13 protein-coding genes are annotated in these 16,142 nt (G+C 45.5%); 2 read left to right on the forward strand and 11 right to left on the reverse strand.

What is annotated here, in order from left to right; all coding sequences use genetic code 11:
* Positions 1 to 30 precede the first annotated feature (30 nt).
* Together AC0VX1_RS21520 and AC0VX1_RS21525 are read right to left on the reverse strand one after the other, a co-directional pair.
* Positions 31 to 480 carry a YfmQ family protein gene (locus AC0VX1_RS21520; protein WP_427602463.1) on the reverse strand — a complete coding sequence of 150 codons (450 nt, stop codon included), beginning with the start codon at positions 478 to 480 and terminating at the stop codon, positions 31 to 33.
* Between the two features lie 208 nt (positions 481 to 688).
* Positions 689 to 883: a hypothetical protein gene (locus AC0VX1_RS21525; protein WP_063575181.1), complete on the reverse strand. Its 195-nt coding sequence runs from the start codon at positions 881 to 883 to the stop codon at positions 689 to 691.
* A 1,304-nt stretch (positions 884 to 2,187) separates the two neighbouring features.
* On the opposite strand from AC0VX1_RS21525, the gene AC0VX1_RS21530 reads away from it, so the two are divergent.
* A complete protein-coding gene (locus tag AC0VX1_RS21530) occupies positions 2,188 to 2,361 on the forward strand; it encodes a hypothetical protein (RefSeq protein ID WP_475468879.1) in 174 nt (57 codons plus the stop codon).
* Between the two features lie 281 nt (positions 2,362 to 2,642).
* On the opposite strand, the gene pdxR is transcribed toward AC0VX1_RS21530, so the two are convergent.
* The 4 genes from pdxR to AC0VX1_RS21550 form a co-directional block, all read right to left on the reverse strand.
* The gene (gene pdxR, locus AC0VX1_RS21535; protein WP_475468881.1) at positions 2,643 to 4,073 is read right to left on the reverse strand and encodes a MocR-like pyridoxine biosynthesis transcription factor PdxR; all 1,431 of its coding nucleotides are present in this window, start codon (positions 4,071 to 4,073) and stop codon (positions 2,643 to 2,645) included.
* A gap of 168 nt (positions 4,074 to 4,241) precedes the next feature.
* Positions 4,242 to 5,810, reverse strand: coding sequence for a SagB family peptide dehydrogenase (locus AC0VX1_RS21540; protein ID WP_475468883.1), 1,569 nt, complete (start codon positions 5,808 to 5,810; stop codon positions 4,242 to 4,244).
* Between the two features lie 23 nt (positions 5,811 to 5,833).
* On the reverse strand, positions 5,834 to 7,777 hold the full coding sequence (locus AC0VX1_RS21545; protein ID WP_475468885.1) for a TOMM precursor leader peptide-binding protein: 1,944 nt from the start codon (positions 7,775 to 7,777) through the stop codon (positions 5,834 to 5,836).
* Positions 7,774 to 9,717, reverse strand: coding sequence for a putative thiazole-containing bacteriocin maturation protein (locus AC0VX1_RS21550; RefSeq protein WP_475468887.1), 1,944 nt, complete (start codon positions 9,715 to 9,717; stop codon positions 7,774 to 7,776). Before AC0VX1_RS21550 ends, AC0VX1_RS21545 begins: the two co-directional genes overlap by 4 nt.
* Before the next feature lie 219 nt (positions 9,718 to 9,936).
* Between AC0VX1_RS21550 and AC0VX1_RS21555 the strand changes: the two genes are divergently transcribed.
* A protein-coding gene (locus AC0VX1_RS21555) for an IS3 family transposase (RefSeq protein WP_475468889.1) occupies positions 9,937 to 11,270 on the forward strand; the annotation gives its coding sequence in 2 pieces (ribosomal slippage) (positions 9,937 to 10,309 and positions 10,309 to 11,270; 1,335 coding nt in all).
* A 75-nt stretch (positions 11,271 to 11,345) separates the two neighbouring features.
* On the opposite strand, the gene AC0VX1_RS21560 is transcribed toward AC0VX1_RS21555, so the two are convergent.
* From AC0VX1_RS21560 to AC0VX1_RS21580, 5 genes are all read right to left on the reverse strand, one after another.
* Positions 11,346 to 11,606: a heterocycloanthracin/sonorensin family bacteriocin gene (locus tag AC0VX1_RS21560; protein WP_328144357.1), complete on the reverse strand. Its 261-nt coding sequence runs from the start codon at positions 11,604 to 11,606 to the stop codon at positions 11,346 to 11,348.
* 277 nt (positions 11,607 to 11,883) lie between these two features.
* Complete coding sequence (locus AC0VX1_RS21565; RefSeq protein ID WP_475468891.1) at positions 11,884 to 13,179, reverse strand: uracil/xanthine transporter; 1,296 nt, start codon at positions 13,177 to 13,179, stop codon at positions 11,884 to 11,886.
* A complete protein-coding gene (locus AC0VX1_RS21570) occupies positions 13,176 to 13,382 on the reverse strand; it encodes a hypothetical protein (protein ID WP_475468893.1) in 207 nt (68 codons plus the stop codon). The genes AC0VX1_RS21565 and AC0VX1_RS21570 overlap by 4 nt, the downstream gene beginning before the upstream one ends.
* 222 nt (positions 13,383 to 13,604) lie before the next feature.
* Positions 13,605 to 14,852, reverse strand: coding sequence for an amidohydrolase (locus tag AC0VX1_RS21575; RefSeq protein WP_475468895.1), 1,248 nt, complete (start codon positions 14,850 to 14,852; stop codon positions 13,605 to 13,607).
* A 27-nt stretch (positions 14,853 to 14,879) separates the two neighbouring features.
* Positions 14,880 to 16,130, reverse strand: a complete 1,251-nt coding sequence (locus tag AC0VX1_RS21580; protein WP_475468897.1) for an amidohydrolase family protein — start codon at positions 16,128 to 16,130, stop codon at positions 14,880 to 14,882.
* Between the last annotated feature and the right edge of the window lie 12 nt (positions 16,131 to 16,142).

The raw sequence follows: 16,142 nt of genomic DNA on the forward strand, positions 1-16,142 counted from the left end.
CAATTGGGGTGCAGTTCACTTTTATTCCTTTTAAACTAAATTCCTTATTACTGGCATGGAACGTTCTTGGAGGCTCTCGGAAAGAAGACTATACGCCACTACTTTATTCTTGTACTGTTTGACTACGTCCACATGGTCGTTGTATATGTACACATATAATCTAACATCGTTTTTCCCTCTTTTTACATCCATTATAATGGGAGTCCCGCTGTTCTCTGGATGTAAAAACAATTTCTCGTTCCCGGGAAATATATGATTTTTTTTCAAAAACTTAGCTTCGTTAAAATAATGAAGCACTTGAACTTTATCTTCACCCTCCAAACGCTTTCCATCAAAGGTCACGATTGCATCCGCGTCACTAATTTCAGAATGTATTTTAAATTTACTCATAATCCAATTCACGGCATCGGTTGGAAGACACGTAACTAATAATTTAAGCAAACTTAAGATAATTGTCAAAATCAATACTGGCCATGTCATATTTGATCATCTCCGCTACTCTATTATTTAATGATTCATCTATATTTTTTTCATCCATAATTATGTCGAAAGGATTGTTCACTCAGCTTACAAAGGTATTGTTTCCAGGTATCGATCAGATTCTTTTCGTTCATATTTTCGACACATTTGTGAACAAATTCACATTTCCATTCATTTTGATAGGCTATTATAAAATCATCACGGTATCTTAGGCTGATTTTATTACGAAGTAGATGATGCCCACAGTTAATATTAGGGCGAGACCGATATAAATATAACTAAGGTTCAATAAATTCCCTCTCGTTGCTGCAGAATAATCACTATCACTTTTCCCCGTTAATGAAAGGGTGCCGACCAGGGCAACTAAACAAATGACCACCACTGCTATTACACTTACCGTCATGAATCAACGCCTCCCAATATTATTTTCTATTTCCTTGAACCATTTAAAATCCTTCCGATTCTCATCGCATTTCGCAGTGTAACTTCATGAAGATCGCACCTAATTTGCATGTCAAAATGACAGGTAGATCGCTCTTTGTGTTTACTGAGTAAATATATTAGTAAAACCCTTCCCCTCTATAATAAAAGAACAACCATTTTTAGGACCATCCAATTCAGTAAAATTTCCACCATCCACTTTTTGTTTCTCTCGCAAATATCCATAGAAAAGCGCAAAGCGCCACTGAAGAAATTGCTAAGATACCGCGGATTGCAGGAACTCATGCCTAACTTGCATCCTCGAAAAAGAACTTCACCCCTCGGATATGGTTACAATTTTCAGATGTTGATTTCCACTCCAGGCACTCGCTTTCCGCGGGCGGGCGGGAGCCTCCTCGGCGCGCCTGCGGGGTCTCCCATGCCACGCTTTTCCCGCAGGAGTCTCGTACCTTCCGTTCCAATCAACTTTGTGTTTTAAAAGAAGTAACTGTTGGCTCGTCTTATTCCAAACACTCTTTAAGACTAGCTTATCCTTCATTTTTTTTCTCCTGTACTCCTTAATGGATGGAAGAAATTTGCGACACTCCTGCCGAATTACTGGCTAGCCGAGACCCCACAGACGCTTCCGTCGAGGAGGCTTGGCAGACAGTCGGCGGAAAGGGAGCGGATTTCTGAAATCAAGCTGGATATTTATTTAGAAAAGAACGTATGAAACTGGTTTTCTTCGAGTTTGTTAACAAAAGGAGATTTCGGAATATCTCAGGATTTACCCTTCATGTTTTTTTCCTGAAATACTTATTGGATTGAAGAAATTTGCGACACTCCTGCCGAATTACTGGCTTGCCGAGACCCCACAGACGCTTGCGTCGAGGAGGCTTGCGTCGAGGAGGCTTGGCAGACAGTCGGCGGAAAGGGAGCGGATTTCTGAAATCAAGCTGGATATTTATTTAGAAAAGAACGTATGAAACTGGTTTTCTTCGAGTTTGTTAACAAAAGGAGATTTCGGAATATCTCAGGATTTACCCTTCATGTTTTTTTCCTGAAATACTTATTGGATGGAAGAAATTTGCGACACTCCTGCCGAATTACTGGCTAGCCGAGACCCCACAGACGCTTGCGTCGAGGAGGCTTGGCAGACAGTCGGCGGTAAGGGAGCGGATTTCTGAAATCAAGCTGGATATTTATTTAGAAAAGAACGTATGAAACTGGTTTTCTTCGAGTTTGTTAACAAAAGGAGATTTCGGAATATCTCAGGATTTACCCTTCATGTTTTTTCCTGTAACACTTATTGGATGGAAGAAATTTGCGACACTCCTGCCGAATTACTGGCTAGCCGAGACCCCACAGACGCTTTCGTCGAGGAGGCTTGGCAGACAGTCGGCGGAAAGGGAGCGGATTTCTGAAATCAAGCTGGATATTTATTTAGAAAAGAACGTATGAAACTGGTTTTCTTCGAGTTTGTTAACAAAAGGAGATTTCGGAATATCTCAGGATTTACCCTTCATGTTTTTTTCCTGAAATACTTATTGGATTGAAGAAATTTGCGACACTCCTGCCGAATTACTGGCTAGCCGAGACCCCACAGACGCTTGCGTCGAGGAGGCTTGGCAGACAGTCGGCGGAAAGGGAGCGGATTTCTGAAATCAAGCTGGATATTTATTTAGAAAAGAACGTATGAAACTGGTTTTCATCAAGTTTGTCTACAGTCTGGAATCATATGATTATAAACTTTTTACCGCCTCCGCAAACCTTTTGATGCCTTCGTGAATGGAATCCTCATTTTCCCTTCCAAATGTAAAGCGTACGTATTCCTTATTTGTACCTAGCGTAGAACCCGGAACATATATGACTCCTCTTTTGATGGATTCCTCCAGTAACTCTATTTCGTTCAATGGCACTTTCAGCTTACACCACAAATGAATTCCGCCATTTGGCGAATGATAATCTACTTCCTTTTGCAGGAATTGTTGAAGACTCGAAACCATTGCATCCCTTCTTTTTTCCAGTTGCGCCCTTAAGCCGGCAAGATGGGCAGGAAAATAATCTGAATCCAAAAAATCATTCGCTATCCATTGAGTGAATGAGCCATGACCGAAGTCAACCTGCTGCTTAGCATCCGATAGTCTATCTATGACTGATTTCGGTCCAATGATCCACCCAATTCTTAAACCGGAAGCAACAATTTTTGACAAAGAGCTTATGTATAAAACATTTCCGTTGTTGTCCATCGATTTAAGAGTGGAAATTTCTTCCCCGGCAAAGGACGTTAAACTATAAGGATCGTCTTCTATGACCGGTATTCCATATTCGGATGAAAGCTCAAGAATCCTTTTACGACGGTTGATATGAAGGACAGTTCCTGTAGGGTTTTGAAATATAGGGTTCAAAAAAATCATCCTGATCCGATGTTTTTTATGGAGTTCCAGTAAATCCTCTGGGTTGATGCCATCTTTATCAACCGGCAAAGGAAAGGTTCTTAGCCCCGCGGATTGAAAGATGGGAAGGTTGTAACTATATGATGGATCTTCCAATACAACGGCTTCCCCTGGCTTTAACAAGCATTGGACTACCAGATGCAGGGCTTGCTGTGCACCAGAAGTAATGAGTATAGAAGATGGATCCGTGTCAATTCTCCTATACTGTTTAACATGATTGGCTATCGTTTCCCTTAAAACCGCATTGCCTTGAGGGTGATCATAACCTAAGCTACCAATGAAGGATCTATTGGAAATGATCTCACGTAAGGATTGGACTGGAAATAAGTCTTCTGAAAGCTCCCCGCTAGCTAAGTTAATAAGGTTATGCCCTTCCGTCTCTTTACGTATTTTTTGGGTTACTGGCATATTGGGCAAAAAAGAACCCGCTTCGATATATCTATTCCAGCTAGGGATACGTTTTCGGGTAATTCCCCAGATATCTTTGCTGATCATCGTTCCGCTTCCTTTTTTTCGTTCAACCAGCCCATTTGCTTCCAATTCATCATAAGCCGCAACAACTGTGCTTCTGTTAACTCCCAGTTCACTTGCCAGGAAGCGTTCAGACGGTAACGGCTTATCCAATAGGAACGTTCCATCAGCTATGCCACTCTCGATGTAAGCGGCTATTTGTTTATATAAAGGCTTCTTGGATTTTCTGTCCGTTTTCCATTCCATAAGCTACATCCTTTAAAATGTTTAGTTAAAAGCGTACTGCATTAATACTTTATCTACTTATTCATTCAGTATAATCTTCAGCAGCGATTATTGCACTCTGCCATACTGCAATATAAAAATGAAAGCCTCCATTCCTTAAATGAAATGGAGACTTTCGTTTCATCTTCTTCAACTATGCAGACTCCCCTTCAGCCAAGGGCGATTCAGAAAGTGTCCGATAGGGATTTGAATCAGGCTCGTTTTCCTTTGCGGACCGTCTATCTTATAAAGCTCATCACATATATTCACATCAAAGCCGAGCAGCGGGTGCCCATTCATTCCAAGGGCTGACGATGCCAGCAGTAATTTCTGAACGAGCATCCCCGCCTCCATTTGCTGGATCCGGTATCCTCTATATCCAAGTTGCGTTTTGGAATGGTCCCGCTCACCAACTACATGTATGCAGATCGGCACTTGCTGAAAGTTCATGATATCGAGGGACATTCCGTATTGCAATAGGAGCCGATGATCTCCTGGTTGTATTTGCCGTAATGAATGTGTGGTGCTGTCATAATGGTAGGCCCCATCTTGTATGTCTTCCACATTATATAAACAAGCATAGAGGGAAACGCGATTTCCGTTGTTCCCGTTTGTTCCATCCAAGTCATTTCGATAGGAGAACGAAGCGGTTGCTTCCTGCAGGAGAACGGCCAGTTGCGATTGACTGACTTTCCCGAGTACAAAGTCCATTTCAGGTGAGAAGCGCTTCCGGCAAACTGATGCCAAGTCATAGGACAACCGTTTCACGATAGGAAGGGCTATAATTTTCCCTTCTGACTCCGTCCCATTCTTTGGATGGATCCGCCGGAATGATTGGGTGGATTCGATCATGGATGCTTCATTCATTTTGGTCAGCATCGGAAATTCCTTGATCCTTTGCGACCGAACATAGTGTTCAGGCTGAATTCCCTTCAATTCCAGCAATAATTCCGTAGAAGTGACAGGTCGTTCCATACTCCTTACTTCCTTAAATCTCCAAGAAGGCTCTGCCGATAAGGGGATCGCCGCATACGTGCTCTCTTCGTCCTCCGAAAGCCCGAGCAGATGATTGATGGCCCGATCAAGGAATTGGAAGCACACCCCGGCAGCGATTCCAAAGCGTTTCGCCACTTCGAGCAACTGTCCAAGAAGCACCCCTGCATCAAGACCTTGCAGACGGTATGAAAAGTTATTATATTTGTAGAAGTTTTTCCAAAACATCGTCGATACGAAAACCGTGCCAAAGGAAGCGGACATATCAATGGTTCCACCAAGAGCCTTTGTTACATATGAATCGAAATTCCCTTCCCGCAGCAAAACCAGCCGGTGGTGTGCCGCATCATAATGGTATACGCCAGCAGGTAATCCCTCGATCTTCAAATATACGTACAATTCGCTTGGATACAAAGCCCCCCCTGATGGCGGAAAGCGCCGGAATGACTGCATGAGGTCCTCAGATTCCGAGGATCTCGGTACCTGACTGACTTGGGTCAGGCCATAGGCATACCAGAGGAAATGACCGATTCCTTCGAGGTCCTGCTTTGAAGGCCCGCTTCCCCCCTCGAGCGTCAGCGGCACCTCCAGTGATAGCGGAAAAACAGGCAAGTCACGGTAAAGCTTATACGTTAGCGGTGCATCATCCCAATCCACTTCCCAATCCGGCGGACTTGCCTTTTCGATATCAAAATGTAAATTGTGCAAAAATGCCTCTAGACTCATCCTCCAACCTCCTACGTCACCGCTTATGGAAAAGGATGCGGATGCGGATTGAGCTGTTCGAAATCAAGCGGCCGTTCAGCATATCCAAGTTCCATCGGAACCCGCAGTATTCTCTCAAGCCCCGTTATGCGGGTAAGATGATGGCCGAATGTCATCGGCAGCATCCCCGGGATCAGGACTTTCACGCAATGTAATCCATTCCGTGCAATCTCCGGTGTCGTCTGATCCACCACAATCACCTCGAGTTGCAATCGGCGAAACTGCTGAAGGATTTCCTGCAAATCTTCCGTCAAATCCGGATGGTTCACCTTTTCCCCATATTCTTCAGCGAAAGTTCTCATCGGGCGGTCATCATCCAGCAGAAACTGCAGTCGCTCTTCGGCTTGCGGTAAACCGTACAGCATGCCATGATCATCCATTTTCCGTACCAGTGAGGAATCCTGCAGCATTTTCTCAACCTCATCCCGGTTCTCTTCCAATTTATCGTCAAGTGTCAGCATCATGCCGGCCAACTCGAAGACTGCGCTTTTCACAGCCCGGACCGGGTCGAGATGGGCCCCTGCCGCACAGATGATATTCAATCCTTTTTGTTTCCTGTTTTTCGCCAGCGCCCATACGCTCGGTATACCATGTTCCATTGTCGCATTAAACAAATGGATGTCATATCCCGCTGCCGCCCTCGCCCTGTCAATCATCAGCTCAAGTTCTTTGTCATTTGCAGAATAAGGGTCAAGGCGTGTGAGTGGCAGCTGCGCATACCAGGTCAGCAGGAACGAATCACGTTCGACCACTTCCATGATGCCGTAGAAAATGGCCTCCTCCAAACTTCCCCCTAAAGCACAGCCATTGGAAGTTTCATAGACAAATCCATGACCGCAGCCCAAGCTGTAATAGGAAAGCAATTCCGGGACCAAGATCGGCCTCTCTTGCAAGAATGAGTGGCCCCATACCCAATCTATTGAGCGGTCGGGATTAAACGGTTGAAACGGGAAATCATGCTGTGCGTAATTTTCCTTCGAGTGCACCCCGATCCTGGTGGGGTCGAGCGCAGAATCTTTCAGGTTGTTGTAGCTGTCATGTATGACTGTCCGTTTACCGCGGGGCTCCATTCCGCAATACCTTTCCAATCCCTCCAATATGGCCGTCATCTCACTGACCGCATATGAGAGAGTCCGGCCAGCCGCCCCCTCATCGCCTATGAACAAAGGCAAATTAACACTTACATCGGCAAATGGCGGTACAAGGTCTATCATTTTATTATTCAGGAATCCTGTGCGGTGGTCCAAGTAATCCTTGGCCAGCACTTCATTCAGCTCATCCATTGAACGGGTTCGGTAACTGTCGGGGCTGACTTTCGGACTTGGCTGCAACGAAATTCTTGCACGCTCCTTCGAGTCATCAGGTAATGTTGAGCAAACCGGACACAATGGATCTGGTAAAAAGGAATGCCAAGAACCATTCAGCGTTTTCAGATTGATTAAAGATACATGCCCTTCCGAACGGGCGCGCTCTCCTTTCATCACCTTCCTTACCTCTGCACAAATCAAGTGGGCCATCTGTAAAAGGCCAGTGCGGGATGCCGCCGGATCACGCTCCATCCCCCCATTTTCCTCCAGCTGCTGGCGGATTCCCCACATTTCTTTTCGATCACGCCCGGCCATGAGATGCCTTTGGTCCGCACACTGTGAGCAGCCAGGAACACCAGGGTGCACCAACGGCCCTACCACTCCCTCTCCAAATGATACGAACCCCCTCAGCCATGGAATGCCCGCTTGCCTTATCACCACTTCCGCCTTTATATGGACAGCGGGATTCCAAGCATCTTGCAGCAGAAGGACCATCGCCGTGGTTTGCGGGATTCCTGCCTCGAAATCGGTTTGGCGATTCACCTGATATTGTCCAGACAGGTCCCCATGAACATGGTCGGCCAACACTCCTTCCCCGACAAGCAATACGTCAGTTTTCACCCTGATTCCTCCTCTCGCAAAAACACCCCGAACACTCCTGCCATTTCTTCCTTCAAGAAAGGTTCCAGATCCATTTCGAAAACGTGAATTCGCTTACTGTTCTTCTTCAAAACATGAATGGCGGACAGTACCAGTTCGGAATTACCTTTCACCCCGCATGAAGGAATCACAAGATCCACCTTTTCTTCTTCAAGAACAGGTGATGCCACTAAACCTGGAGCTGTTAAGCAAACGGTCTGGTTTTGGACTTTCATGACGGCCTTTTGCAATGCGTTCCGTAATGCGATCGTTACATTCAAACCGACAGCGCCGGACCAGCCATCGCTCGTTCCTGCCCAAACTACCGGGAAGCCTGACACTCCCTCACCCAAGGCGATGATCGGATCTCCCTGCAGCCGGGTCAACGCTTGTAGATAATACCTGCAGCGCTCATCTTCCACTTGAGCCAATTGCACCGTCACAAGTTTCTCTTGGTTGAATCGCTTATTTAAAAACTCTGTATCCAAACTGCTTTGCAGTCCACGGCAGACACATTCAGCAAATGTTTCCCCTGCTCCGACACCGATCGATTCCTTTATTTTATCTGCTCCCTTAAGCGGAGGAAGAGTCGCAACGAGCTGGCTGAGTGTTCTGGATGCATATGCTTCAACTCCTGCAAGACCGGTTTCCCTCCTCGCTTCCTCATGCGTCAGATCTGAACGGATGATTTCGGGCAGGAGTCCGGCCGGACCGGACGATAGCGGATCCACGACCTGAACGCGGCATTGAGCCAGCGGCAGCTGTTTTAAATCCCCCTCATCCCAACGATGAAAGATACCGGATTCCGCGGATGTCAACCGGCTGAAATACATAAACACTTTCCCCGGATCATTCTGGTCCGCTTTCTGTTCAAGCCGCCGTTCAAAATCTTCAATCCATGCAGCAGTCCCTTTACCCGTCACGCCAGGGTGGGGAATGAACGGATGCCATTTTCCCTCCAATGTATCCATATCCAACAGATAAAATTGATTGGCTTGTTCTGCTGTCATAACGCCTGCAGCGTCTTTAAACCATTCGAATACCATGATATTGGCTAACATCGCTCCGGCTGTGGCGGAAAAAGAAGATGATGCCTGATTCTTTTCCAGCTCAGCTTGATGTAAACGATGCCACGCTGACTCCCAGCACCCCTTGGAATCCGGATGGATGAGCGGTCCAGCCATGCCTGCTTGATTGATGATCACCGCAGGAAACAGGATCTTTTCCCCTTGCCTGCAAACCGAATGAAGTTCTCTTAATTCCTCTATATCACCCTCCTGTGACACATATAAGATCGAGTCAAAAGGCCGCACGATCTCCCGCCATTCAATCTCATTTCCCTTTTCAAGCATGACCTCCTCTATGGCAACCTCGTCGTCTGTCTTACGGGCATGTGCCACGATCTCGTTCAATCTTTTTCTATTGGTCGGTACCGTGTCCGTAATGAAGATATGGAAAGCAGGCAATCCGGATTCGATCAGGGAGGACACCAATGAAAGGAACAAGGGGCCAGAGCCTATGGCCAACACCTTTTTCTTTCGATAAGTTTCAAAACGGTGAGCCCCCGAATCGCCGCAGCTTTCCAGGAATTCGATTTGCGAAGCATACCTTTCAAGAACTTGTTCCCTTAATTGATGGGGACTGTCCTGGCTTACATCCCGAACAAACCCATTCCCGTACAAAACCTCGGCGATTTCCATCACCCGCTTCCGGTATGGGTCAGGCAATCCATCCGTCAACTCGCTTAATGTATGGTTCCCGTTGAACATCGGCAATAACTTTTCAATCCACTGAACGATCGAGGTGCCCTCCATACGGAACGAACTTACGTTATTCCTGAAATACACACCTCTGTTTGGTTCCGGAAGAAAAAACGTATCCCTTTTCACTTTCAAACGCATAGAAGGGGTTAAATTCACCATTCCGCTCCTCCTAACCCGATGCATTCTAAGTACCGCTTTTAGCACAGTACTTCACTTCAATCCTATGTACGACAATTTGTCTCTTATGTCTAATGCCATAAAGAAAAGTCCCTGCTGCACTGAACTATACCCCGGATAACGGACACACATAAAAAAGTGTCCCTTATCCGGGTTTTTTTATGTTTCAATAGATGTAATGAGTATGGACGGAGGGTTTCTATGAGTAAGAATATATATACTGAATTTCAGATTAAAGAACTTGAAAAGAATCCAAATATCATTAGTGCTTCCGAGCGATCTATTTCCTATAGTCCGGAATTTAAGACAAAAGCTGTTAAGGATTATAAAAAGGGGAAATCCCCCTCTCAAATTTTCATTGACCAGGGATTTAATCTCGAAATAATTGGAAAGAAACAACCTAAACGTTGTCTACAGCGCTGGCGTAGTACCTTTGAAAGGTTTGGTGAGGAAGGCTTCCTTACGGAACGCCGTGGAAAAGGAAGTACAGGACGCCCCACTTCTAAGCCACAGTCTGTAGAGGACCAACTTAGGAAGGCCGAGGCGAGAATCAAATTCCTTGAAGCAGAAAATGACTTCCTAAAAAAGCTGGAAGAGCTAGAAAGGCAGGCTCTGAAAAAGAAATGATTCTAACTGTTGCTGAGAAGTTCTATCTAATTGAAAGGACAATCAGAATACACCAATTAAAGAAGGCTGTTTCCTATCTATGCAAGTTGGCTGGTGTAAGTCGAAGTGGCTACTATGATTGGTTAAAGGCAGCTCCTTACCGTGAGCTTCGTGAAGAACAGGATGAATTGGACATAGAATTGATTAGAAATATTTTCATCAGTAAAAAGGAAAAAGTAGGCGCCCTCCAAATCAAAATGATTATGGAGAATGACTACTCAGCGGTAATGAATCATAAAAAAATCAGGCGGTTGATGACAAAATATAATCTCCTAGCGAAAATCAGAAGGGCCAACCCATATCGGAAGATGGCCAAAGCAACCAAGGAGCACCTTACTTGTCCAAACCTCCTTGATCGTGAATTCAATCAGGAGGAGCCAGGCAAGGTCCTGCTTACTGACATTACCTATCTTTATTATGGGAAAGGCCAAAAAGCGTATTTATCCTGCGTAAAAGATGCCGCGACAAAAGAAATCGTTACGTACCATTTATCCACTTCATTAGAAATGGATATCGTTTACGAGACTTTAAGTAAGCTAAAGCAGGCTGTGTGTCACAAGTTCCATCCGAATGCAATCCTTCATTCTGACCAGGGGTTCCATTACACCCATCCGCTATTTCAGCGCAAAGTGAAGGAACTTGGGATAACCCAATCCATGTCCCGCAAGGGAAACTGTTGGGATAATGCGCCAATGGAAAGTTTCTTTGGCCACTTTAAGGATTTGGCAGAATATAAAACATGTACTCATTTAACGGATGTGAAGGAAGAAGTTGATCGAGTTATTGAAGAATATAATGATCATCGTTATCAATGGGGGCTAAAGAAAATGGCCCCGGTACAATACCGGGACCATTTATTAGCCGCTTAGGCACTTTTTTATACTGTCCGTAAAATGGGGCACAGTTCAGCACCGCAGGGACTTTTCTTTAGAAGACCTGAAACCTTAACCGCCGCAACGTCCGCAACGTCCGCAACGACCGCCGCACCCGCCGCAACGTCCGCATCCACCACAGCGTCCACAGCGACCGCCGCAACCAAAGCAACCGAAGCACAAGAAACAGCCAAAACAACCAAAGCCGCCCACACCAATGAATTGGCGAGACGAATCATCCAAACTATACTGGTTTTGCTCCCAAGGAACTGGCTGAGTCACCTGGAAATCATCGACATTCAGATTTTGCAATTGATTTTGAAATTCATACATCTTATATAACCTCCGTTATTATTTATAAGGTAGAGCTTAGATTAGAAAGGGAAGCCAGAACGAAATGGTCAGGGAATTAACACCACGTCAAGTATTCCCTCCAACAAAATATGTAAAGGGAGTGGGTATTGCTACTGATTACAACGCCCATTTCCCATTAAAAGACCCATGAAAAAACAGAAAACCGGAAGGGTAATACCCTTCCGGTTTTCATGATCGCCTCTTCAATTAGCATTGTCGTTTCCCTTTATGTATAGCCTTTTCAATCAAAGTCCCATTAGTTATGCAGTTGTTCATAACGAGTCCAGTTGACCGATTTTTCCAGCACGATTGATATCAATACTCCCATTATGAGCCCATTCGTCAAAAAGGGCTGTAATAGCGCGGGCAGGTTCGAAAATGCAGCAGGCAGGACATTCATCAAACTCACGCCAATCAATACTGGTACGGCAAGCCTGAATATCGTGTCTGAAGTGAAATTCTGACCCTTGACGCTGTTGAAAGCCGTACCGAACAGCTGAAGGTACGCAACGAACAATACTGCATTCCCGACTGTTATCGGCATCGTGGCCAGGAAAGAAATGAAAGGAGGAATGAGCCCGATTATGGTCAATAACATGCCTCCAAGCAAGAAGGGCTTCCGCTCATAGATTTGAGTGCTCTGCAAAAATCCAATCGATGAAGTAAAAGGTGTATACGGAACAAGGCCAAGCAGCGGAGCGAAAATGGTAAATCCGCCAGTCATGAATAAAGAATTTCGATACTGCTTGTGTTCAGCTTCATCACCGATTAATTCCGATGCAGCCTGAATGGAAGCGAACGTGTTGCACAAATTCAGCAATCCTGCAAAAAAGGAAATCGCTATGATCCCGAATTGAAGGTTTGGAGCACCTAATGGGAAAAATGAAAAAGCGGCACTCGTCGATCCCATTTCCCCCCCGGCCTCCGGAAATAGCAGCTCGTAAAAAATCCATCCCACTATAATCCCGATCAATATGGAGAAATTGCTTATTGTCCTTGGTCCTTTTATTTTTAATATACTGACTAGAAGTACAATCCCCACTGATAGGAAACTGACCGGGATGTTGATTTCGCCATTCTCCGTAATCCCCAGCATCCCCTTAAAGAAGACAAAAATGAGCTGGAACGTCAAAAGGAATAAATAAACCGTCATGACCATGGGAGTGAAAATCTTCTGGACATGAGATATCAGGTTGAAGGCAGAAATAATGAGGGTCACGACACCAGCGGCAATGAGGCCAGTAGCTATGCCCCCTCCTATCTCAGCATAACCGAGACCTATGGATGGTGCAGATAAACCTAAATTAAGCATCACTCCCCACAATAGACCGGAGTGACCTTCCATAAGCGGATACTTATGCCCCTTCCACCCCTGAAACACGCAAGCGATCCCCGTGAAAATGAGCGAGCTTCTCATGGTCATTTCCGTAACATCGGGAGGAAGATCAAAAGCTGCGCCAATCGATATGGGCACAACTACCGTATTTGCAAAAATAAAAAACAACCATTGAAAAGAAGAAAATAGAGTCACAGAAGATCTCCAACTTTTCATAGATTCCATCTCCTTTGAACATGATACTTTTCAAACTCATGGTGAACTTCACTTGTCCTTCCCTTGAAAATGGCGAAAGGACAGCACCATGTTAATAGACGCGGTCCCGGATGGTCCGCTGCTGCATGGCTGGACACATGATTTATGTCATATGACCTTTGCAGATGCATGAGAAATGATAACGTTCCCATTAATAGTAACAAAGACTGCGTCTCCCCGCTAATTTGTTTGCTTGGATAAAGGATGCAAGGCAGGCAAGCAGAGCGTTTTAAAATATAATAATGATAAAGTTGGGGGGGCTAATTCATATAGCCAAAAAAAATCACTTCCACAGCATATAACAGATGTAAATAAAAGTACACGGAAGCCGCCAAAAACGAAAAAGGAAATCCGGAAATATCCAGAAATCCTTTTTTGGTTCAGTCCTACCGTTCAATGGACTGCTTTTGTTTATATAGTGAACCGGAAACCAAGTTCCCCTTGTAAATGACCGCTTTACGTTCCGAACGCCTGGCAACTGCCTCTGCAGAACAGCTTGCGTCAATTAACACCAGACTTCCGGCATCCCCAACTTTCGGCCATGCCTGGTTACCCTTATCATCCAATGGGGTTTTTCCGCCAGTTATATATCCGAGTGTCCGGGAAAGCGAGACTTCATCAATCCATTTGAAACGTTCTGCGAGCCTTCCTGCCCTCTCCAAGATGTCACCATTCCCAAGAGGTGACCATACATCAAAGATATTATCATTTCCTACTGATACTTCAACCCCTCTTTCATGCAATAAATCAACAGGGGGCATCTGCCTGTTGATCGGGACACTGGTGACGATGGAAATCCCCGCCTCCCTAAGAATGTCAGCCAGTTCATAGGCTTCTTCCCTGGATACGTCCCCGATGCCGAACGCATGGCTTAATGCCACCCTTCCTTCCCAGCCCGCTTGCTTGGTCAGAGCTGCCAAACGTTTCATGGTGAACGTGCCCAGATGGCCGGGATCATGTAAATGCAAGTCCACATCAGCATTAGCTTCCACTGCTAAATCCATCAATTGCACGAGCGATGCTTCAATATTGTTATCGACTGTGGCCGGATCCACCGCCCCGACGATTCCTGCTCCGTTCCGCAATGCCTCCCTGACAAGCTTGACAGAGCCGGACCGCAGCAAACCGTGCTGCGCAAATGCGACGATTTCTGAACTGAGTCGATTGGAATAGCCAGCAAGCGCCTGCTGAACTTGCTCTAAGTTTTGCAAGCCCGCTTCCTGATAGATATCAACATGAGTCCGAATATGTGCAGAGCCGGAAGCTAACAGGATTTCCAGTAAAGATTCTGCACGTTTACATGTACTTGTTGCAATGGAAGGCAGAACCCTCTTCTCATTTTCAAAGCGTTCAATGACACTTGAAGAAGGAGTGCACGCTCTCCAAACATCCCCCATCAGTGTCTTATCAAGATGGACATGCTTTTCAATGAAGGATGGTACAGCCAGCAATCCTTTTGCATCTTCCACTGGTAAATCATCACGTACGGCTTCCCCATCTTTGACAATCTTCGTGATCCTGCCATCCTCCAGCAACAGATGAAATAACCCGGTGATCGTTCCTGTAACTCTTTCATTCTCTTTCCGATAACCACATTCCAAACGAACATTCTTTAACCAATAGATTCTATTCATGATCTTCTCCCTTCTTGAACCATATCTTCAATTCGACTTCAAGGCAAATTCGCGATCAAGTCCGCCGTAAACCACATTTCCATCGACCATGACCGCAGCCCGCGTCGATCTCCTGGCAACTGCTTCGGCAGCACATGATGCATCCACAAAAACCATAGTTGCGTCATTTCCCGCTTTCGGCCATAAACGATTTCCTTCATCGTCCAATGTCTTGACTCCGCCCGTAATGAATTGGAGCGATTGAGACAATGCATACTCGTCCTTCCAGTTGTACCTCTCAGCCAATCGGCCTGCCTTTTCCAGCATATCCCCAGTACCGAATGGGGACCAGGAGTCGTAAAAGCCATCGCAACCGAGAGCAACATGGACACCTTTCTCATGCAGTGAATCAATCGGGGGCATGACCCGGTTGATCGGAACTGTAGACATGATCGCTAGCCCCAGGTTTGATAATTCACTGGCCAGTTCATTCGATTCTCCTATTGAAACATCACCAAGTGCAAAAGCATGACTGATGGCCGCTCTGTTTTTCCAGCCTGCTTCATCGATCAAAGAAGCCAGTTTCTTGATCGTATATAAACCAAGGTGACCTGGATCATGTATATGAATATCAATATCTGCATCAAATTCAACAGCCAAATCTACCATTTCATACAGGGAAGCTTCTATATTATTATCCACCCCGCCAGGATCCAGGCCGCCCACCAAGGATGCCCCTTCTTTCATTGCTTGTCTCATCAACCCTTTTGAATTCGTTCTTAGCAGTCCGTGCTGCGGGAAAGCCACGATCTCGTATGTCACTTTCCCTTTGAAACGATATAGGGCACGTTGAATCTCTTCCAAGTTCTTCATACCAATGTATGGATCGATATTTACATGCGTCCTTACATGCGTTGCCCCGCCGCTTAACAATAGTTGAAGCATCCGTTCAGCCCGGAGCTGTCCAGTTTCAGCCAGTTCTGCAAGCTCTTTTGCTTCTAATTTTAAGCGTTCGATTAAGCTCGGAACCGGAGTGCATGATTTCCATGGCAGTCCTAAATAAGTCTTGTCGAGATGGTTATGCATCTCTTTAAAAGGAGGAAGTGCAAGCAGCTTTCTCGCGTCGTGAACAGGACCATCCGTTTTCAAAGGCATAGTTGAAGCCAATTGCAAATCCTCTATGATCCCATTTTTTATATACATGTTGTATGTAGCTGTTTTCGTCCGATCAATCCGTTCATTCTCAAAAACAAATCCACTATCAAGCGTAACGTTTGTAAGCCAGTATGCTTCATTCATCCAATCACTCTC

It is taken from the genome of Peribacillus sp. QJM3NY_7 (assembly GCF_056173225.1).